This is a genomic window from Pseudomonas sp. 3MAES_34.3B (genome assembly GCF_058145875.1).
Window position 1 is genome coordinate 4521215 of sequence record NZ_CM176960.1, and the last position, 20765, is coordinate 4541979.

Sequence of the window (20765 nt, forward strand, 5' to 3'; positions counted from 1 at the left end):
CGCCGCGGAAAAAACGGAGGAACACACAAACGCCCGGTTGCTACAGCCACCCGGCAAAGGGCTACTGTAAACCACCGGGCGCTACCCTGGCTCATTCGCTGGAGAGCAGGTCCATGGTGTGCTTGTCCATCATTTCCAGCGCCCGGCCACCGCCACGGGCCACGCAGGTGAGCGGGTCCTCGGCGACGATTACCGGCAGGCCGGTTTCCTGGGCCAGCAGCTTGTCCAGGTCACGCAACAGCGCGCCGCCACCGGTCAGCACCAGGCCACGCTCGGCGATGTCGGAGGCCAGCTCTGGTGGCGACTGCTCAAGGGCGCTTTTGACCGCCTGAACGATGGTCGCCAACGATTCCTGCAAGGCTTCGAGCACTTCGCTGGAATTGAGCGTGAACGCACGCGGCACGCCCTCGGCCAGGTTGCGGCCGCGCACGTCGACTTCACGTACTTCGCCGCCCGGGTAGGCCGTGCCGATTTCCTGCTTGATGCGCTCGGCGGTGGATTCGCCGATCAAGCTGCCGTAGTTGCGGCGTACGTAAGTCACGATGGCTTCGTCGAAACGGTCACCGCCCACCCGCACGGATTCGGCATACACCACACCGTTGAGGGAGATCAGGGCGATTTCGGTGGTACCACCGCCGATATCGACAACCATCGAGCCACGGGCTTCCTCGACCGGCAAGCCGGCGCCGATCGCGGCCGCCATGGGCTCTTCGATCAGGAAGACTTCGCGAGCACCGGCACCAAGGGCCGATTCACGAATGGCACGGCGCTCCACCTGGGTGGATTTGCACGGAACGCAGATCAGCACTCGCGGGCTGGGCTGCAGGAAGCTGTTTTCGTGCACCTTGTTGATGAAGTACTGAAGCATTTTTTCGCAGACGCTGAAGTCAGCGATAACGCCGTCCTTCATCGGACGAATGGCTGCAATATTACCCGGGGTACGGCCGAGCATGCGCTTGGCTTCGGTGCCGACGGCCACAACGCTCTTCTGGTTACCGTGAGTACGGATGGCAACCACCGAGGGCTCATTCAGGACGATACCGCGCTCACGCACGTAGATAAGGGTGTTGGCCGTTCCCAGGTCGATGGACAGATCGCTGGAAAACATGCCACGCAGTTTCTTGAACATGGAGAAGTGACCCTGGCAACGCGTGGGTAAAAAAGTGCGGCAAACTCTAACAACGGCGGGGATTTTGGGCAAGGCGCCAATATGTTAAATTGGCTGTTTTTCCGGGCACACGGCCCCACGATCGCGGCTCTGTGACCGCATTTTCGCGGCTGTGTTCCCCGCCGGGCGGACCGTTTCCGCCTGTCTTTCCCCTGGAGATCTCCCATGGCGCTCGAACGCTCCGACGTGGAAAAGATCGCCCACCTGGCCCGCCTCGGGCTGCGCGAGGCCGATCTTCCCAGCACCCTTGACGCTCTGAACAGCATTCTGAGCCTGGCAGACCAGATGCAGAACGTGGACACGCAAAACATCGCGCCCCTGGCCCACCCGCTGGAAGCCAGCCAGCGCCTGCGTCCCGACCAGGTTACCGAACACAACCAGCGCGAGGCCTATCAGGCGGTCGCACCGGCCGTCGACAGCGGCCTGTATCTGGTACCCAAAGTCATCGAGTAAGGGATAACCGCCTGCCATGCATCAACTTACCCTGGCCGAGATCGCCCGCGGCCTCGCCGCCAAGCAATTCTCCTCCGAAGAGCTGACCCGCGCCCTCCTCGCCCGCATCCAGGCCCTGGACCCGCGCCTGAACGCGTTCATCACCGTGACCGAGGCCCTGGCCCTGGAGCAGGCCCGCGCCGCCGATGCCCGCCGTGCCGCCGGTGAAAACAGCCCGTTGCTGGGTGCGCCCATCGCCCACAAAGATCTTTTCTGCACCCGCGGCATCCGTACCAGCTGCGGCTCGCGCATGCTCGACAACTTCGAGGCCCCCTACGACGCCACCGTGGTAGCGAAACTCGCGGCCGCGGGCACCGTCACCCTTGGCAAGACCAACATGGACGAGTTCGCCATGGGTTCGGCCAACGAGAACAGCCACTACGGCCCAGTGAAAAACCCTTGGCAGCTGGACCACGTGCCAGGCGGTTCCTCGGGTGGTTCGGCAGCTGCAGTGGCGGCTCGCCTGCTGCCAGCCACCACCGGCACCGACACTGGCGGCTCGATTCGCCAGCCGGCAGCCTTCACCAACCTCACCGGGCTGAAGCCGACGTACGGTCGCATTTCGCGCTGGGGCATGATCGCCTACGCCTCCAGCCTCGATCAGGCCGGCCCGCTGGCGCGCACCGCCGAAGACTGCGCGCTGCTGCTGCAAGGCATGGCCGGTTTCGATCCGAAGGATTCCACCAGCATCGACGAAGTGGTACCCGATTACAGCGCCACGCTCAACGATTCCCTCGAAGGCCTGCGCATCGGCGTACCGAAGGAATACTTCGGCGCCGGCCTGGACCCTCGCATCGGTGAGCGGGTACAGGCCAGCATTCGGGAGCTGGAGAAGCTGGGCGCGGTGATCAAGGAAATCAGCCTGCCGAACATGCAGCATGCCATCCCGGCCTACTACGTGATCGCGCCCGCCGAAGCCTCGTCCAACCTGTCTCGCTTCGACGGTGTACGCTTCGGCTACCGCTGCGAGAACCCGGTGGACCTCACCGACCTGTACAAGCGCTCGCGCGGTGAGGGCTTTGGCCCGGAAGTGCAGCGCCGGATCATGGTGGGCACCTACGCGCTTTCGGCCGGTTATTACGACGCCTACTACCTGAAGGCCCAGCGTATCCGCCGGCTGATCAAGAACGACTTCATGGCCGCCTTCCAGGAGGTGGACGTGATCCTCGGGCCTACCACGCCCAACCCGGCCTGGAAGCTGGGCGCCAAGGGCAACGACCCGGTAGCCGCCTACCTCGAGGACGTTTACACCATCACCGCCAACCTCGCCGGCCTTCCGGGGCTGTCGATGCCGGTGGGCTTCGCCGATGGCCTGCCCGTGGGTACGCAACTGCTGGCGCCGTATTTCCAGGAAGGGCGGCTGCTCAACATCGCGCATCGCTACCAGCAGGTTACCGACTGGCATCTCCAGTCGCCAGAAGGGTTCTGAGGAGCAATACCATGCAATGGGAAGTCGTGATCGGGCTGGAGATTCACACCCAGCTCGCAACACAATCGAAGATTTTCTCGGGCAGTGCCACCACGTTCGGCTCCGAGCCGAACACCCAGGCCAGCCTTGTGGACCTCGGTATGCCTGGCGTATTGCCGGTACTGAACCAGGAAGCCGTGCGCATGGCGGTCATGTTCGGCCTGGCCATCGATGCTGAAATCGGCCAGCAGAACGTGTTCGCCCGCAAGAACTACTTCTACCCGGACCTGCCCAAGGGCTACCAGATCAGCCAGATGGACTACCCCATCGTCGGCAAGGGCCACCTGGACATCACGCTCGAGGACGGCACCGTCAAGCGCATTGGCGTGACCCGCGCGCACCTTGAGGAAGACGCCGGCAAAAGCCTGCACGAAGACTTCCAGGGCTTCTCGGGCATCGACCTGAACCGCGCTGGCACCCCGCTGCTCGAAATCGTGTCCGAACCCGACATGCGCAGCGCCAAGGAAGCCGTGGCCTATGTGAAGGCCATGCACGCCCTGGTGCGTTATCTGGGCATCTGCGACGGCAACATGGCCGAGGGCTCGCTGCGCTGCGACTGCAACGTGTCGATCCGCCCCAAGGGCCAGGCCGAGTTCGGCACCCGCTGCGAGATCAAGAACGTCAACTCGTTCCGGTTCATCGAACGGGCGATCAACAGCGAAATCCAGCGCCAGATCGAGCTGATCGAGGACGGCGGCAAGGTCATCCAGGAAACCCGCCTGTACGACCCCAACAAGGACGAAACCCGCTCCATGCGCAGCAAGGAAGAAGCGAACGACTACCGCTACTTCCCTGACCCGGACCTGCTGCCCGTGGTGATCGAAGATGCCTTTGTGGCCAGCGTGCGCGCCTCGCTGCCCGAGCTGCCGCCGCAGAAGCGCGAGCGCTTCCAGAGCCAGTACGGGCTTTCCGCCTATGACGCCACGGTTCTGGCTTCCAGCCGCGAGCAAGCGGACTACTTCGAACAGGTGGCGGCCCTGTGCGGCGATGCCAAGCTGGCCGCGAACTGGGTGATGGTCGAGTTGGGCAGCCTGCTCAACAAGCAGGGCCTGGACATCGAGCAGTCCCCGGTGAGCGCCGAATTGCTGGGTGGCATGCTCCAGCGCATCCGCGACAACACCATCTCCGGCAAGATCGCCAAGGCGGTGTTCGAAGCCATGGCCAATGGCGAAGGCACCGCCGATGCGATCATCGAAGCCCGGGGCCTCAAACAGGTGACCGACAGCGGTGCCATCGAGAAAGTACTGGACGACGTGCTGGCCGCCAACGCCGAGCAGGTCGAACAGTACCGCGCCGCCGATGAGGCCAAGCGTGGGAAAATGTTCGGCTTCTTCGTAGGCCAGGCGATGAAAGCGTCGAAGGGCAAGGCGAACCCGCAACAGGTGAACGAACTGCTCAAGCGCAAGCTCGAAGGCTGAGATTTCAGCCGCCTGGCGGCCCCATCGGCCGCCAGGCCACCTTCGCCACAAGGATCAACCATGCGGTGCCTGTTGTTGCCTGCTTTAAGCCTGTTGTTACTCGCCGGTTGCGCCGGCCAGCGTGATGCGCTGGAACCCGGCCAGGCAGAGGAAGGCATGGCGTCGTATTACGGTTCGCGGCATCACGGCCTGCGCACCGCCAGCGGGGAACGGTTCGACCAGAACAGCCTGACCGCCGCCCATCGTACCCTGCCCTTCGGCAGCGCGGTGCGCGTTACCAACCTGGCCAATGACCGCGCCGTGATCGTGCGCGTCAATGATCGGGGCCCACGTGCGCGCAGCCGGATCATCGACCTGTCCCGTGGCGCCGCCCAGCGGCTGGGCATGACCGACGACGGCATCGCCCGCGTCCGTATCGAACGCCTGGACTGACGGAGGCCGGTATCGCCGAGCTCGCTTCACTGCCACCCCTGAGCCTGCTTCAGTTCGCCGCTGGCGTGCTGATGCTACTGCTGGGTGCTGAACTGATGGTGCGCAATGCCCTGCGCCTGGCACTGCGCGCGCGGGTTCGCCCGCTGGTCGTGGGGCTATTGCTGATGGCGCTGGGCAGCAGCGCGCCGCAATTGGCGATCAGCCTGGGCGCCGTGGATGCAGGCGCCCCTGACGTGGCCATCGGGAGCCTGATCGGGGGCACGCTGTTCAACCTGTTGGTTACGCTGGGCCTGTGTGCGCTGGTGGTGCCGCTGCGAGTGTCCCTCCCGGTGGTGAAGCTGGACGTTCCTATGGTGGTGATTGCCGCAGCGCTGTTGTATGCGCTGGCCTGGGACCAGCACCTCGGTGCGTGGGAGGCCGCTCTGCTGCTGGTAAGCGGGGCAGCATACCTGGCGGTCGCAGGCTGGCAATTTCGCCATGCCGGCCGGCCTGTTCCCAGCGCTCCTGAAAGGCAAAGGTCCGTTTTGGCCACCCTCGCCCGGCTGGCGGCCGGGATCGCCTTGCTGACCGTTGGCGGCCAATGGCTGCTGACCGCAGCGGTAACGTTCGCCAACGAATTGGGCCTGTCCGAACGGGTTGTCGGCCTTACCGTGGTGGCGGTCTGCGCCTCGTTGCCCCAGCTACTGATGGCGCTGTTTGCCGTTTGGCGGGGGGAGCGGGAGCTGGCGGTGGGCAGTGTTATCGGCGGCAGCGTTTACACCCTCACTGGCGTAGTTGCCGTGACCGTGCTCGTCAGCCCCGATGGCCTGTCCATTTCTCCCAACGGGTTGGCGTATGAGCTACCGGCGCTGCTGGGCGCTGCCTTGCTGGCGTGGCCCCTGTTCCGCCTGGGCTACAGGATCACCCGGCTGGAAGGGCTGTTGCTGCTGGCCCTGTACAGCGTGTTCGCCCTGCACTTGATCGGCTTCAGTACAGGCATGCCCATTGCGATACGGCTGGAACGGCTGGCGCTGCACTATGCCCTGCCGGCCCTGGTGGTTCTGGTGTTGCTGGCGGCGTGGCGTCATCGGCGGCGCGTTTAGATCCACCCACCCCAATGCAACAGGAATATCCCGGCATTGGTGGTCACGATGGCGGCGATGGTGGTGACCACCACGATGGTGGCGGCCAAACGATAGTTGCCATTGGCGGCACGCGCCATCACGTAGCTGACTGAGGCGGTGGGCGCACCGAAATAGAGAAACAGGATGCCCAGGTCTGCGCCGCGGAACCCGCACAGCCACGCGCCGGCTGTGGCGACCAGCGGCAGTGCAACCATCTTCACCAGGCTGGCACTGATGGCCATCCGGCTACCGGCGCGCAGGGCGGACAGTGACAGCGTGCCGCCGATGCAGATCAACGCCAGCGGCAACGTCATGTGCGCCAGGTACTGGGCGGACTGGTCAAGCCAGCCCGGCAGCGGAATACGCCAGGCCGCAAACGGGACCGCAGCCAGCACGCCAAGGATAAGCGGGTTGCGGATAACCCCCAGCGCCAGGCTGAGCGGATCGGATTTCATCGTTGGGCTGTAATAGGCCAGCACCACCGATGAGAGGCTGTTGTAGAGCACTATCAGCACGGCGGCCAGGATCGAGCCCACCGCGATCCCATAGTCGCCGTACATGCTGGCGGCCAGCGCCAGGCCGATGATCCCGTTATTGCCCCGGAAGGCCCCTTGTACATAAATCCCGCGGTCTTCCACTGGGCAATGCCAGCGTGCCCATAGCCAGATCAGCGCAAAGCTCACCACGGTGGCAACCGCAAAATAGGCCATTACCCCCAGCTGCAGCGCTTCATTGAGGTTGGCGTGGATAATCCCCAGAAACAGCAGGCAGGGCATGGTCACGTTGAACACCAGTTCGGACGCGACCTTGATAAAACCGTCGTCGATCCAGTGAACGCGCTTGAGCAGCAAGCCCATGAACAGCATGGCGAACACCGGTGCGGTGATGTTCAGGGTTTCGAGGAAAATGCCGAGCATGCGGGGGGCAGTCCGTTATCGGTTGTCTGTACTGCATCATAATTCACCGAAACGAAAAAGCGCGCCGCAATGGGCGCGCTTTCAGGCGTACAAAGCCGGTGTTACTGCGGCCCGAGCTTGTCCATCAGCGCGGCGAGCATTTCGTACTCTTCGCCGGTGAGGTCGGTGAGCGGGGTGCGCACCGGGCCTGCGTCGTAGCCTGCGATCTTCGCGCCGGCCTTGACGATGCTCACGGCATAGCCAGCCTTGCGGTTGCGGATGTCCAGGTACGGCAGGAAGAAGTCGTCGATCATCTTGCCAACGGCTACATGGTCGTCCGCAGCGATGGCGTGGTAGAAGTCCATGGCCAGCTTAGGCACGAAGTTGAACACGGCCGAGGAGTAAACCGGCACGCCCAAGGCCTTGTAGGCTGCTGCGTAAACTTCAGCGGTAGGCAGGCCACCCAGGTAGCTGAAACGGTCGCCCAGACGGCGGCGGATGCTGACCATCAGTTCGATGTCGCCCAGGCCATCCTTGTAACCGATCAGGTTAGGGCAGCGCTCGGCGAGCTGTTCCAGCAGCGGCGCGTTGAGGCGGCACACGTTGCGGTTGTAAACGATCACGCCGATGTTGACGGATTTGCACACGGCTTCAACGTGGGCGGCAACGCCGTCCTGCGAAGCTTCGGTCAGGTAGTGCGGCAGCAGCAGCAGGCCCTTGGCGCCAAGGCGCTCGGCTTCCTGTGCGTATTCGATGGCCTGGCGGGTGGCACCGCCTACGCCAGCGAGGATTGGCACGCTGGTAGCGCAGGTATCGACGGCGGTCTTGATGACCTCGGAGTACTCGCTTGCAGCCAGGGAGAAGAATTCACCGGTGCCGCCGGCAGCGAACAGTGCGCTGGCGCCGTAGGGGGCGAGCCATTCCAGGCGCTTGATGTAGCCCGCGCGATTGAAGTCGCCCTTGGCATCGAAGTCGGTAACCGGGAAAGACAGCAGGCCGGCGGAAAGGATGGACTTGAGTTCTTGTGGAGTCATTGTTGTGAACACCCTGGTGCGCTGTAGGACGAAAACCGGCGAGTGCCGATGTTGTAAGTCATCGTACAACCAGATCCGGAACACGACAAGGGGGGCAAGCGAAAGATTCCGGATTTCATGTTCGCCACAGGATCAGCGGGGCCTGCGCATATTCGCAGGCCCTTGTCGTTACACCGGGTTGGCAGCCGCTTCTTCGTGGGCCTGGCGCAGGCGCTCGCGGCTGTTGGTGAGGTGCAAGCGCATGGCGGCGCGGGCGGCGTCGGCGTCCTGGCGGGCGATGGCGTCGAAGATTTCTTCGTGCTCACGGCTCAGCCGGTTCATGTAATGCTGCTGGTCGTCATGAGCCAGGCGGGCGGAATTAAGCCGGGTGCGCGGAATGATGCTGGTGCCCAGGTGGGTCATGATGTCGGTGAAATACCGGTTCCCCGTGGCCAGCGCGATGCGCAGGTGGAACTGGAAATCCGAGGCGACTGCGTCGGTGGCATGGGCCGCGCTTTCGTTGAGCGCATCCAGGGCTTCACGCATGGCCAGCAATTGTTCGTCGCTACGCCGGTGCGCCGCCAGGCCTGCCGATTCCACTTCCAGGCTGATACGCAGCTCCAGCACCGCCAGCACATCACGTAGGGTGACGATGGTCGCCGGGTCGATGCGAAACCCGCTCGGGCTTGGGGTATCGAGCACAAAGGTGCCGATACCATGGCGGGTTTCGACCTGACCGGCCGCCTGCAAGCGGGAAATGGCTTCACGCACCACGGTGCGGCTCACCCCCTGCTCTTCCATGATGGCGGACTCGGTAGGAAGCTTGTCGCCACGCTTGAGTTCGCCGTTACGGATGCGCTCGCTCAGGATAGCTACCAGCTCCTGAGCGAGGCTGCGGGGTTTCTTGCGGGCGCGTGGTATGGCGCTCTGATTGTCCATAGATAAAGCCGGTCTCGGGGTTGATCACGCCCCATCATAGCGCAAAGGTGCTTGTACGATCACCTTAGACTGCGCTAGGCACGCCCTCGCCTTGCGGCTGCAAATGCCCGCCCTCGATACGTACCAACCGGGGGTGGAAGCGACGCAGGCTGCTGCGATGGCCAACGCTGACGATGCTCAAGCCTGCCAACCGATCGATAAGGCTTTGGTAGAGCACCGCTTCGTCTTCCTCGTCCATGGCCGAGGTGGCTTCGTCGAGGAACAGCCACTGAGGTTTGTAAAGCAAGGCACGGGCGAAGGACAGGCGCTGTTGCTCGCCCGGCGAAAGCAGGCGCTGCCAGTGGTTGCTCTCATCGAGGCGGCTTTCCAGGTGCGGTAACCGGCAGCTTTGCAAGGCTTCGCGGTAGCGGTCATCTGTATACGTGTCACCCGGCGACGGGTAGCTCAGCGCCTCGCGCAGGGTGCCGATGGGCAAGTAAGGCTTTTGCGGTAGGAACAGCGAGCGCTCTACCGGCATGCGAACCTCCCCACCACCGCGGGGCCATAGCCCACCCAGCGCGCGCAGCAAGGTACTTTTACCGCTGCCCGAGCGGCCGCTGAGCATCACCCGCTCCGTGGGGGCGACGTCCAGGTTGGCGTTGCTCAGAAGCGTACGGCCGTCGGCCAGCCCCAGCGCCAGGCCGGCGATATGCAGCATATGGCCTTGCTCGCGAACGTCGATAGCCTCGGGCCGTGCTTCGTTTTCATCCATGGCCTGGCGGAAACTGAGCAAACGGTCGCAGGTGGCGCGCCATTCGGCCAGAGAGGCGTAGGCGTCGACGAACCAGCTGAGGTTTTCCTGCACATTGCCGAAGGCCGAGTTGATCTGCATCAGCTCACCCAGCTGGATCTTGCCAGCGAAATAACGCGGCGCTGCCACCACGAACGGGAAAATGATCGCGATCTGGCTGTAGCCGGCGGTGAAGAACGTGAGGCGCTTTTGCACCTTCATCAGCGACCAGAAGTTCCCCCACACTCGCCCGAAGCGATCCACCAGCCGCGCCTGCTCGTTCACCTCGCCGTTATACAGGGCAATGCTCTCGGCGTTCTCCCGTACCCGCACAAGCGAGAAACGCAGGTCCGCCTCGTAGCGTTGCTGGCGGTTGTTCAGCGGGATCAAGTTGCGCCCGATCAAGTGCGTCAGCCAGCTACCGACCACGGCATAGATCAGCGCCGCCCAGAACATATAGCCCGGCACAGTGATGCCGAACACTTCGATACTGCCGGACACGCCCCACAGGATGATCGAGAAGGACACCAGGCTCACCACCGTGCGGATCAACCCCAGCCCCAGCGACAGCGTGGAGCTGGTGAAATTATTGATGTCCTCGCTGATGCGCTGGTCCGGGTTATCGGTGTAGGCACCGGTCTCCAGGTGGTAGTAATTCTTGCGCCCCAGCCAGCGAGCGAAGTGCTGATGGGTGAGCCACCGGCGCCAGCGGATGGTGAGCATCTGGGTAAGGTAGAGGCGATAGACCGCCCCCAGGATCGCTATCGCGGCGATGCCTGCGAAATACAGAATCAGGTGGCTGAACGCGGCCGTGTCCTTTTCCTGAAGTGCGTTGTAGAAGTCCCGGTACCAGTTGTTCAACAACACCGAGATTGCCACGCTGAACAACGACAGCCCGATCACCGCAATCAGCAGCAGCCAGGCTTTGCCTTTTTCTTCACTGCGCCAGTACGGCGTGACCATTCCCCAGACGCGCCGGAAAAAGTGCCCGCGTACAGCGTCGTTCACTGCAGAGTATTCAGCGTTATCCGTCATAATTCGCTCAAGGCTTCCAGACGCCCGCCTGGCATGGCGGGCAGAGAACAAAAGGTCGGCGGCTCGAGGTAAGGGCTAGCGCCTCACGGGCCGCTTCTGCAGCTTGCGTTGCAAGGTCCGCCGGTGCATCCCCAGCGCTCGCGCGGTGGCCGAGATGTTGCCTTCGTGTTCGGCCAGCACCCGCTGGATATGTTCCCACTGCAACCGGTCCACCGACATGGGGTTGTCCGGCACCAGGCTATCGAGGTCTGCGTGCTCGGACAGCAGCGCTGCAAGTACGTCATCGGCGTCGGCGGGCTTGCAAAGATAGTTACAGGCCCCGCGCTTGATGGCTTCCACGGCAGTGGCGATGCTGGAATAGCCGGTGAGGATCACCACGCGCATTTCCGGGTCCAGCTCGAGCATTTTCGGCAACAGCACCAGCCCCGAGTCACCTTCCATCTTCAGGTCGAGCACGGCGTAGTCAGGCAAGTCCTGCTGCGCCAGCGCCAGGCCTTCTTCGGCCGAACCGGCGGTGCTCACCCGAAAGCCGCGGCGGCTCATGGCGCGGGCCATCACGCGGGTGAAGGTCGCGTCATCGTCTACCAGCAGCAGGTGCGGCAGTTCTTCGCCGTCGGGTACCTGGGTTTCGTCAGTCATCTGTATCTCCTCGGGCGTCGCGGGGCAGGCGTAGCTCGGTGAGCGTGCCGCCATCCTCGTGACTATAGAGTCTTACCGAGCCGCCAGCGCGGGTAACGCTGGCCTTGCTCAGGAACAGGCCCAGGCCGAAGCCCTTGCCCTTTGTAGTAAAGAAAGGTTTACCGATTTGCTCGGCAATGGCCAGAGGCACACCCGGCCCGTGGTCGCGAATCCTGATGAAGATGTTTTCATCGTCCCAGTCCAGGTGTACTTCCAGGTCATTCGGGCACGCGTCGGCGGCATTGTTCAGCAGGTTGAGCAAGGCCTGGGTGAGGTCGGCCGGTGGCGCGAGCCGCGGCGGCACCCCTTGGGCCAGCCGCTGCAAGCGGTAGCTCGCCTCCGGCCGCATGAGGTGCCAACGGTTGAGCGCCTCGTCGAGCCAGGCGGTGACGTCCAGCTCGATCACATCCTGGCGCCGGTTCGCTTCGGCGGCGCGCACCAGTTGTTGCAGTGTCTGCTTGCAGAGCTGCACTTGATCCTGCAGCACTTGCAGGTCCTCCTGAAGGGCTGCATCGGCGTGGTCCTGACGCATTTCCTTGATCAACACGCTCATGGTGGCCAAGGGCGTACCCAGTTCATGCGCGGCGCCGGCGGCCTGGGTGGCCACGGCCAGCAACTGCTGATCGCGCAGGCCTTCTTCGCGGCGTTGCGCCCGCCATTCATGCTGCCGGCGCAGTTCCTCGGCCATGCGTGCGGCGAAAAAGGTAATCACCGCAGCCGCCAGGGCAAAACTGAGCCACATGCCGTAGATCTGCATGTTTTCCCGTGCAACGGGGAAGGTTTCGAGCGGGTAGAACCGCACCAGCAACAGGGTGTAGCTGGCAAGCGCCAAGCCAGACAGCATCAGCGAATAACGCCACGGCAGGGTCACCGCAGCAATGGTCAACGGCACCAGATAGTACGAAACGAACGGGTTGGTGCTACCGCCCGAGTAGTACAGCAAGGCGCTGTGAATCAGCAGGTCGCAGGCCAGCTGCACGGCGTATTCCACTTCGGTGACCGGCAGGCTGGTGCGCAGGCGCAGCGCCGTGAGGGCACACAAGATGGCCGAGAAGCACAGGGTAACGCTCAATTGCCACCAGGGCAGCGGCAGCAAATGGGTAAGGTAGGCGAAGCCCACGGAACCGGCCTGGGCAGCCAGTACGAGAATACGCACAAAGGTCAGCCGCCAGAGGTTCTGGCGGCTGGCGGATAACGGCGGGGCAGCGAGCATGGTTCTCCAGCGTGCATTCAGAACAGTGGCGGCAGTATAACGAGCTTCCCTTACCCTCGGCAGCGCTGCGTCAAACCACCACAGCCGGGTATCGCCGGAACCGCCTTTGATGATCTCAGTCCCAAAGACACACCGAACAAGGAATTACCCATGACCCCACGCCTTCGCCATTCAGCCCTCGCCCTTTGCATGGCGCTGCTCGCTGCGCCCGCGTTTGCCGATGAGCCCCGCTATAACCAGGTAACACTGCATGCCGAGGCCTCGCGCGAAGTGGCGCGGGACCTGATGAGCGTGACCCTCTACAGCGAGGCCCAGGACACCGACCCGGCCCGGCTTGCCGAAACCGTGACCAAAAGCCTGAACGAGGCGCTTGCCAAGGCTCGCCAGGCCAAGGGTGTGACTGTTCGCCAGGGCAGCCGCAATAGCAGCCCTGTGTATGACGACAAGGGCCAGAACATCGTCGCATGGCGCGAGCGCGCCGAACTGCGCCTGGAAAGCCAGGATTTCGCGGCGCTGGCGGGCCTCACCGGGGAGTTGCAGCAAAGCCTGAAATTGGGCGGCATGGACTTCAGCATTGCCACCGCAACCCGGCAGCAGAGCGAGAACGCACTCATAAAGGATGCGATCGAGGCCTTCAAGGCCAGGGCAGAAATCGCCCGCCAGGCCATGGGCGCGCAAGGGTACAAGATCGTGAACCTGTCCCTTAACAGCAGCGGCGTGCCGCAGCCTTATATCCGCCCGACAATGATGATGAAGGCGGCCAGGGCCGAAGCGGTAGCACCTGACGTAGAGGCGGGTACCACTGAGGTAACGATGAGCGCCGACGGCACCATCGAATTGCAGCTCCAGTAGCGCAACCCTCAAATACGGCGCACCAAACAGGTGCGTCGCGGCGGAAACTCGCCCGCGCTAATGGCGAAACGGCGGTGAAAATGACCAACCAACTGGTTAATTCATCTTAAATTTATATCCATGCGACATTACAGTACGTTCGTACCGCATTTTCAGACCTGTCTTACCCTTTGGCATTGCATTAGGTATGGCCCCTGCATAAGTATCCGCAGGAAGGCTCACAAGGCCGTCCTCTTTTCGAAAAAAAGACAACAATGAGGCCCCCATGCTCAAACACGCAGTCATTCCGTTCCTGGTTGGCGCAGGCTTGCTCGCCGTTACTCCGCTGAGCCAAGCTGCTTCGAACCTGGTGTTTTGCTCGGAAGGGAGCCCGGCGGGCTTCGACCCAGGCCAATACACCACCGGCACGGACTTCGACGCCTCCGCCGAAACCATGTTCAACCGCCTCACGCAGTTCCAGCGTGGCGGTACGCTGGTCGAACCAGGGCTGGCCACCAGCTGGGACGTTTCGCCGGACAACCTGACCTACACCTTCCACCTGCGCCAAGGCGTGAAGTTCCACACCACCGACTACTTCAAGCCCACCCGTGATTTCAACGCGGACGACGTGCTGTTCACCTTCAACCGCATGCTCGACAAGGACATGCCGTTCCGCAAGGCCTACCCCACCGAGTTCCCGTACTTCACCGACATGGGCATGGACGCGAACATCACCAAGGTAGAGAAGCTGGACGACGCCACCGTTCGCTTCACCCTCAAGGATGTGGACGCCGCGTTCATCCAGAACCTGGCCATGAGCTTCGCTTCGATCCAATCCGCCGAGTACGCCGACAAGCTGCTCAAGGAAGGCAAGCCGGAGAACATCAACCAGCAGCCGATCGGCACTGGCCCGTTCGTGTTCAGCCGCTACCAGAAAGACGCCCAGATCCGCTACAAGGGCAACAAGGATTACTGGAAGCCTGAAGACGTGAAGGTCGACAACCTGATCTTCGCCATCACCACTGACGCTTCCGTGCGCATGCAGAAGCTGAAGAAGAACGAGTGCCAGATCACCGCCTACCCACGCCCGGCTGACATCAAGCCGCTGGAAGCGGACAAGAACCTGCAGATGCCGAACCAGGCTGGCTTCAACCTGGGCTACATCTCGTACAACGTGACCCACAAGCCACTGGACAACATCAAGGTTCGCCAGGCGCTGGACATGGCGGTCAACAAGCAGGCCATCCTCACCGCGGTGTACCAGGGCGCTGGCCAGCTGGCCGTGAACGCCATGCCGCCAACCCAGTGGTCCTACGACACCACCATCAAGGATGCCGGCTACAACCCGGAAAAAGCCAAGGAGCTGCTCAAGGAAGCCGGCGTTGCCGAAGGCACCGAGATCCAGCTGTGGGCCATGCCGGTACAGCGCCCCTACAACCCCAACGCCAAGCTGATGGCCGAACTGCTTCAGCAGGATTGGGCCAAGGTGGGCATCAAGGCCAAGATCGTAAGCTACGAGTGGGGCGAGTACATCAAGCGCGCCAAGAACGGTGAAACCGACGCCATGCTGATCGGCTGGAGCGGTGACAACGGTGATCCCGACAACTGGCTGGGCACCCTGTTCAGCTGCGACGCGGTGAACGGCAACAACTTCGGCAAGTTCTGCAACCAGGACTACGAAAAACTGATCAAGGCAGCCAAGGCCACTGCGGATCAGAGCAAGCGCACCGAGCTGTACAAGCAGGCGCAACAAATGCTTAAACAGCAAGTACCGATGACCCCCATCGCGCACTCCACGGTGTACCAGCCAATGCGTGCCAGCGTGCAGGATTTCAAAATCAGCCCGTTCGGCCTCAACTCCTTCTATGGGGTTGGCATCAAGGACTGACCCCAAGTAAGCCTATACCGCTCGATCACCGTGGCCAGGACGGCCACGGTGCGAGAGATGGCTGCGTCGCTGTTTGACGCAGCGGGCTGAACATTCCCACAACACTCTCGGATATTTCGCATTCCCCTGTTCAACGACCGAACGTAGTTTCGGCCGTTCGCCAACCTGTTCGCGCCGAACGGGGAGGCAACGCCATGCCCGTACGCCGCACAGCGCCGGGTTTCGCTTCACCGTGATCACAAAAGAAATACCCGGAGCTTCGGCTACCGGGGACAAAAGCAGTCAGGAGCTACCACTTAATGAAAACCACCCAACGTACCTTGCTGGCCATTGCCATCGGCAGCCTCAGCACCGTCGCCCTCGCCGAACCTGCCAGCCAGGAGTTCGTGCCGCTTACCGTGAAGAGCAGCAACGCGCAAAGCGAAGCCACCGGCTTCGTTGAAGGCCAGTCGTTGTCGGGTACTACCCGTAACTTCTTCGCCCAGGAGAAGTTCAAGAACACCAATGGCGGCCAGTTCACGGTTCCGAAAAACAACGGCGTGGTCGAAAAGACCAATGACCGCAAGACTTGGACCCAAGGCACTATCGTCAACTACACCTCGGGCTTCACCCAAGGCACTGTGGGCTTCGCGGTAGAAGGCGCCCTCTATAACGAAGTCGCCCTTGAGCAAGGCAAGGGGCAAATTGTGGGTGGTAGCAACCGCACGCTGGCCGAAAACAACGGCGAGGCTGTGGACCAGTGGAGCAAGCTGGGCCTGGGCAACCTCAAGGCGCGCTACTCCAACACCACCCTTACCGCCGGCCGCCAGAGCATGAACACCCCGATGGTAGCCAGCATCGGTAACCGTGCCCTGCCCTCCAGCTTTGAAGGGATCAGCTTGCACAGCGCCGAGTTCGACAACCTGGCCATCGACGCTGGCACCTTCGACCGCGTATCGCCACGGACCGAGCAAAGCCTGACCAAGTTCGTGAGCGAATACGGTGACCGCTCCGTCAGCGCCGACCACGTGAACACCTTCGGTGCCGTGTACAAACCGTTTAAGAGCGTGGAAGCCAGCCTGTACGCCACCCAGGCCAAAGACCTGTGGAACCAGTACTACCTGGGCCTGACCCACGAACTGGGCGATGCCGACGTGATTGCACTCACCACCGGCCTCAACTACTACAAAACCAAGGACGAAGGCGCCAGCAAGCTGGGCAGCATCGACAACGACACCTACAGCCTGAGCTTCACCGGTACCCACGGCGCCCACAGCCTGACCCTGGCGTACCAGGAAGTGAACGGCAACGAGTACTTCGACTACCTGCACGAAACCAACGGCATCTTCCTGGCCAACTCCCTGCTGTCGGACTTCAACGCCCCGAACGAGAAGTCCTTCCAGATCGCCTACGGCCTGGACATGGCCAAATACGGCGTGCCTGGGTTGAAATTCAGCGTATACAGCGCTCGCGGCTGGGGCATCGACGGCACCCACTATCGCAGCACCGGTTACGGCGACCTGAGCTACATGGACGGTGAACACCACCAGGAATACGGCGTGGGTACCTCCTATGCCGTGCAAAGCGGCCCGCTTAAGGCGACCACCGTGCGCGCCACCTACACCATCCACCGCGGTAGCAAGGACGATTCCAACGGTACCTTCCAGCCCGACGGCAGCCTGAACGAGCTGCGCATCGTGACCACCGTTCCATTCAACATCCTGTAAACCCGGCAACCGGGGCGGCGGGTTCGACGAATTCGCTGCCCCGGCTACGCTGCCATTGATAGCGAGAGGTCTTCCATGAAAAGCCATTCCTTGCGCGTTGCCATCGGCGCCGCCTTGTTCGGCCTGGCCGCAATGGCCAGCGCCAAGCCGTTGGTGGTGTGCACCGAGGCCAGCCCCGAGGGGTTCGACATCGTGCAGTACACCGCGGCCACCACGGCTGACGCGTCCTCGGAAACGGTATTCAACCGCCTGGTGGACTTCACCCCTGGCAGCACCGACATCGAGCCAGGCCTGGCGGAGCGTTGGGACATCTCCGAAGACGGCAAGACCTACACCTTTCGCCTGCGCCAAGGCGTGAAATTCCACACCACCGATTACTTCAAGCCCAGCCGTGAATTCACCGCCGACGACGTGGTGTGGAGCTTCCAGCGCCAGCTGGACCCCAAGCACCCGTGGCATGAAAAATCCTCGATGGGCTTCCCGTATTTCGAAGCCATGGGCTTCAAAGACCTGCTCAAAAGCGTGAGCAAGGTCGACGACCACACCGTGACGTTCGAGCTCAACCACCCCGAAGCGCCGTTCCTGCGGGACCTGGCCATGGGCTTTGCGTCGATCTACTCGGCCGAATATGCCGACCAATTGCTCAAGGCCGGCAAAACCGACGACCTGAATACCAAGCCGATCGGCACCGGACCGTTCATCCTTGTGCGCTACAACAAGGACGCGCAAATCCGGTATAAGGCCAACCCGGACTACTATAAGGGCAAGCCGCCAGCAGACCCGCTGGTGTTCGCGATTACCGTGGACAGCAACGTGCGCCTGCAGAAGCTCAAGGCCAATGAATGCCAGGTGGCGCTGTATCCCAAGCCCGATGACGTGAGGGGCCTGAAGGCCGACCCGAATGTGCGCGTCGATGAGCTGGAGGCGCTGGTGGTCAGCTACCTGGCCATGAACACCTCGCACAAATACCTCAGCGATGTACGGGTGCGCGAGGCGATTGGCCTGGCGCTGGACAAGAACAACCTGGTCAAAACGTTGTTCGGCGAGGGCAACGCCACGGTCGGTACCGGGCCTTACCCATCGACGTTGCTCGGTTTCAACTCTAGAATCGCCGACCGCCCGCACGACCTTGAAAAGGCACGGGCCTTGCTGAAGGAAGCTGGTGTGCCTGACGGCACCAGTTTCACAGTGTTTACGCGCAACGGCGGTGGGGTAACCAACCCTAACCCGGCGTTGGCCGCGCAGTTACTGCAGGCAGACATGGCCAAGGTAGGCCTGAAAGCGGATATCCGCATTCTTGAGTGGGGCGAGCTGGTCAAGCGCGCCAAGCTTGGCGAGCATGATCTTGTGTTCTACGGCTGGGCTGGCGACAACGGCGACCCGGACAACTTCGTGACCCCCAACCTCAGCTGCGATGCAGCCAAGAGCGGGGAAAACGCCGCGCGCTGGTGCAACGAGGCGTTCGACAGCCTGCTTTCGCAGGCACGGGCCGAGACGGAACCGGCCAAACGGGCGGCGCTCTATGAGCAAGCCCAGGAGATCTTCCACAAGGACCAACCGTGGATCAGCCTGGCCTACCCCAAGCTGTTCGTGGCGATGCGTAAAACTGTCGAGGGCTTCCATATCAGCCCAATGACCAATAACAACTTCGCCACCACCCAGGTGAAGTAAAACCGACCTGCCGCGGCCCCATCCAGGCCAGCGGCGGGCTCCGAGGCGGGCAGGGACATCCTTTGCCCGCCTCGGCCGTACTGGCCGACGAGGTATGACCCTGAAATGCTGAGTTTTATTGCCCGCCGAGTGGGATTACTGATCCCTACCTTCTTCGGCATCACCCTACTGACGTTCGCGTTGATACGCCTCATCCCCGGAGACCCGGTGGAAGTGATGATGGGAGAACGGCGGGTCGACCCCGAAATGCACGCCCAGGCCATGGAACGCCTGGGGCTGAACAAGCCGCTGTACGTGCAGTACGGCAACTACATCGCACAGCTCGCCCACGGTGACCTGGGCCAGTCCTTGCGTACCCGGGAGAGCGTGTGGAGCGAATTCACTTCGCTGTTCCCCGCCACCCTGGAGCTGTCTATCGCCGCGCTGATCTTCGCTGGCGTGCTCGGCCTGCTGGCCGGCGTGATCGCGGCGCTGCGACGAGGCTCACTGTTCGACCATGGCGTGATGGGTATTTCCCTGGCCGGCTATTCGATGCCCATCTTCTGGTGGGGCTTGATCCTGATCATGTTCTTCTCGGTCACGCTGGGCTGGACGCCAGTGTCCGGGCGTATCGACCTGCTTTATGACATTCCGCCGAAAACCGGCTTCATGCTGATCGACACCCTGTTCACCGATGACGAAGGCGCGTGGATGGATGCCCTTCGGCACCTGATTCTGCCGGCGATCGTACTGGGCACCATTCCGCTGGCGGTAATTGCCCGCATGACCCGCTCCTCGATGCTCGAGGTACTGCGCGAGGATTACATTCGCACCGCACGTGCCAAGGGCCTCTCGCCCACGCGCGTGGTATTCGTGCACGGCCTGCGCAACGCGCTGATCCCGGTACTCACCGTATTCGGGCTGCAAGTGGGCACGCTGCTCGCGGGCGCCGTACTGACCGAAACCATCTTTTCCTGGCCGGGCGTCGGCAAGTGGCTGATCGAAGCCATCGGCGCCCGTGACTACCCCGTGGTGCAGAACGGCATTCTGTTGATTGCCTGCCTGATCATCCTGGTCAACTTCGTGGTGGACATCCTCTACGGCCTGGCCAACCCACGCATCCGTCACCAGCGCTGAGATCACTACCATGACAACCCAAGCTCAACCCGTGGCAGCTGACCAAAGCCTGCTCTACCCTTCCCCGCTCAAGGAGTTCTGGAAGGCCTTCGCCCGCAACAAGGGTGCGGTCGCCGGCCTGCTGTTCATGATCGTGGTGGTGTTCTGCGCCCTGTTCGCGCCCTGGGTCGCCCCGTTCGACCCCAGCGAACAGTTCCGCGACGCGCTGCTCACGCCGCCGTCCTGGTCCGAAGGCGGCCAGATGCAATACCTGCTGGGCACCGACGAACTGGGCCGTGACCTGCTGTCCCGGTTGATCCACGGCGCGCGGCTGTCGCTGCTGATTGGCCTGTCTTCAGTGGTGATGTCGCTGATCCCGGGCATTCTCATGGGCCTGGTAGCCGGGTTCTTCCCGCGCATCCTCGGGCCTTCGATCATGCGCCTGATGGACATCATGCTGGCCCTGCCGTCACTGCTGCTGGCGGTGGCCATCGTGGCAATTCTGGGCGCTGGCCTGATCAATACCGTGATCGCCATCGCAGTGGTCTCGCTACCCTCCTACGTGCGCCTCACCCGCGCCGCCGTGATGGGCGAGCTGAACCGTGACTACGTCACTGCGGCGAAGCTGGCGGGTGCCAGCCTGCCTCGGCTGATGTTCGTCACTGTGCTGCCCAACTGCCTGGCACCGCTGATCGTGCAGGCCACCTTGAGCTTCTCCTCCGCCATTCTCGACGCTGCCGCGCTGGGCTTTCTGGGCCTGGGCGTTCAGCCGCCCACCCCGGAGTGGGGCACCATGCTGGCATCGGCCCGTGACTACATCGAGCGCGCCTGGTGGGTGGTGAGCCTGCCTGGCCTGACCATTCTGCTCAGTGTGTTGGCGATCAACCTGATGGGCGACGGCCTGCGCGATGCGCTGGACCCGAAACTCAAGAACGCGATTTGAGGACGCC

Annotated in this window: 18 protein-coding genes; 11 read left to right on the forward strand and 7 right to left on the reverse strand. The window is 62.5% G+C overall.

Features of this window, described 5'->3' with window-relative positions; genetic code table 11:
- Positions 1 to 91 precede the first annotated feature (91 nt).
- Positions 92 to 1129 carry a rod shape-determining protein MreB gene (mreB, locus tag AC3Z8Y_RS20180; protein WP_168083969.1) on the reverse strand — a complete coding sequence of 346 codons (1038 nt, stop codon included), beginning with the start codon at positions 1127 to 1129 and terminating at the stop codon, positions 92 to 94.
- Between the two features lie 204 nt (positions 1130 to 1333).
- Here mreB and gatC point away from each other — a divergent pair, with 204 nt between their 5' ends.
- Genes gatC through AC3Z8Y_RS20205 form a run of 5 tightly spaced genes read left to right on the forward strand, consistent with a single transcriptional unit; the run spans position 1334 to position 6060 of the window.
- A complete protein-coding gene (gene gatC / locus AC3Z8Y_RS20185) occupies positions 1334 to 1621 on the forward strand; it encodes an Asp-tRNA(Asn)/Glu-tRNA(Gln) amidotransferase subunit GatC (protein ID WP_181115488.1) in 288 nt (95 codons plus the stop codon).
- 16 nt (positions 1622 to 1637) lie between these two features.
- Complete coding sequence (gene gatA / locus AC3Z8Y_RS20190) at positions 1638 to 3089, forward strand: Asp-tRNA(Asn)/Glu-tRNA(Gln) amidotransferase subunit GatA (protein ID WP_490087302.1); 1452 nt, start codon at positions 1638 to 1640, stop codon at positions 3087 to 3089.
- An 11-nt stretch (positions 3090 to 3100) separates the two neighbouring features.
- A complete protein-coding gene (gatB, locus tag AC3Z8Y_RS20195) occupies positions 3101 to 4546 on the forward strand; it encodes an Asp-tRNA(Asn)/Glu-tRNA(Gln) amidotransferase subunit GatB (protein WP_181119423.1) in 1446 nt (481 codons plus the stop codon).
- A gap of 60 nt (positions 4547 to 4606) precedes the next feature.
- Positions 4607 to 4978, forward strand: coding sequence for a septal ring lytic transglycosylase RlpA family protein (locus tag AC3Z8Y_RS20200; RefSeq protein ID WP_490087303.1), 372 nt, complete (start codon positions 4607 to 4609; stop codon positions 4976 to 4978).
- 44 nt (positions 4979 to 5022) lie between these two features.
- Positions 5023 to 6060 (forward strand): sodium:calcium antiporter, encoded by a 1038-nt coding sequence (locus AC3Z8Y_RS20205; RefSeq protein WP_490090056.1) that lies wholly within the window; start codon positions 5023 to 5025, stop codon positions 6058 to 6060.
- Here AC3Z8Y_RS20205 and AC3Z8Y_RS20210 read toward each other — a convergent pair.
- From AC3Z8Y_RS20210 to AC3Z8Y_RS20235, 6 genes are all read right to left on the reverse strand, one after another.
- Entirely contained in the window at positions 6057 to 6998 is a 942-nt protein-coding gene (locus tag AC3Z8Y_RS20210) for an AEC family transporter (RefSeq protein ID WP_225771850.1), read from the reverse strand. The genes AC3Z8Y_RS20205 and AC3Z8Y_RS20210 overlap by 4 nt on opposite strands.
- A 101-nt stretch (positions 6999 to 7099) precedes the next feature.
- Positions 7100 to 8011, reverse strand: a complete 912-nt coding sequence (gene kdgD / locus AC3Z8Y_RS20215; protein WP_181115498.1) for a 5-dehydro-4-deoxyglucarate dehydratase — start codon at positions 8009 to 8011, stop codon at positions 7100 to 7102.
- 168 nt (positions 8012 to 8179) lie between these two features.
- Positions 8180 to 8929: a FadR/GntR family transcriptional regulator gene (locus tag AC3Z8Y_RS20220; protein WP_181115500.1), complete on the reverse strand. Its 750-nt coding sequence runs from the start codon at positions 8927 to 8929 to the stop codon at positions 8180 to 8182.
- A 64-nt stretch (positions 8930 to 8993) separates the two neighbouring features.
- Positions 8994 to 10733: an ABC transporter ATP-binding protein/permease gene (locus AC3Z8Y_RS20225; RefSeq protein WP_490087304.1), complete on the reverse strand. Its 1740-nt coding sequence runs from the start codon at positions 10731 to 10733 to the stop codon at positions 8994 to 8996.
- 75 nt (positions 10734 to 10808) lie between these two features.
- Positions 10809 to 11372, reverse strand: coding sequence for a response regulator transcription factor (locus tag AC3Z8Y_RS20230; RefSeq protein WP_181115504.1), 564 nt, complete (start codon positions 11370 to 11372; stop codon positions 10809 to 10811).
- On the reverse strand, positions 11365 to 12624 hold the full coding sequence (locus AC3Z8Y_RS20235; protein WP_490087305.1) for an ATP-binding protein: 1260 nt from the start codon (positions 12622 to 12624) through the stop codon (positions 11365 to 11367). Before AC3Z8Y_RS20235 ends, AC3Z8Y_RS20230 begins: the two co-directional genes overlap by 8 nt.
- A 150-nt stretch (positions 12625 to 12774) precedes the next feature.
- Between AC3Z8Y_RS20235 and AC3Z8Y_RS20240 the strand changes: the two genes are divergently transcribed.
- The 6 genes from AC3Z8Y_RS20240 to AC3Z8Y_RS20265 all read left to right on the forward strand — a co-directional run bounded on the left by AC3Z8Y_RS20240 (position 12775) and on the right by AC3Z8Y_RS20265 (position 20758).
- The gene (locus tag AC3Z8Y_RS20240) at positions 12775 to 13476 is read left to right on the forward strand and encodes an SIMPL domain-containing protein (RefSeq protein WP_490087306.1); all 702 of its coding nucleotides are present in this window, start codon (positions 12775 to 12777) and stop codon (positions 13474 to 13476) included.
- Positions 13477 to 13741: 265 nt separating this feature from the next.
- A complete protein-coding gene (locus AC3Z8Y_RS20245; RefSeq protein ID WP_490087307.1) occupies positions 13742 to 15343 on the forward strand; it encodes an ABC transporter substrate-binding protein in 1602 nt (533 codons plus the stop codon).
- Between the two features lie 299 nt (positions 15344 to 15642).
- Positions 15643 to 17049 (forward strand): OprD family porin, encoded by a 1407-nt coding sequence (locus AC3Z8Y_RS20250; protein WP_490087308.1) that lies wholly within the window; start codon positions 15643 to 15645, stop codon positions 17047 to 17049.
- A gap of 75 nt (positions 17050 to 17124) precedes the next feature.
- Positions 17125 to 18720, forward strand: coding sequence for an ABC transporter substrate-binding protein (locus tag AC3Z8Y_RS20255; RefSeq protein WP_490087309.1), 1596 nt, complete (start codon positions 17125 to 17127; stop codon positions 18718 to 18720).
- A 105-nt stretch (positions 18721 to 18825) separates the two neighbouring features.
- The gene (locus AC3Z8Y_RS20260; RefSeq protein WP_181115515.1) at positions 18826 to 19836 is read left to right on the forward strand and encodes an ABC transporter permease subunit; all 1011 of its coding nucleotides are present in this window, start codon (positions 18826 to 18828) and stop codon (positions 19834 to 19836) included.
- Between the two features lie 10 nt (positions 19837 to 19846).
- The gene (locus AC3Z8Y_RS20265) at positions 19847 to 20758 is read left to right on the forward strand and encodes an ABC transporter permease subunit (RefSeq protein ID WP_181115517.1); all 912 of its coding nucleotides are present in this window, start codon (positions 19847 to 19849) and stop codon (positions 20756 to 20758) included.
- Positions 20759 to 20765 lie beyond the last annotated feature (7 nt).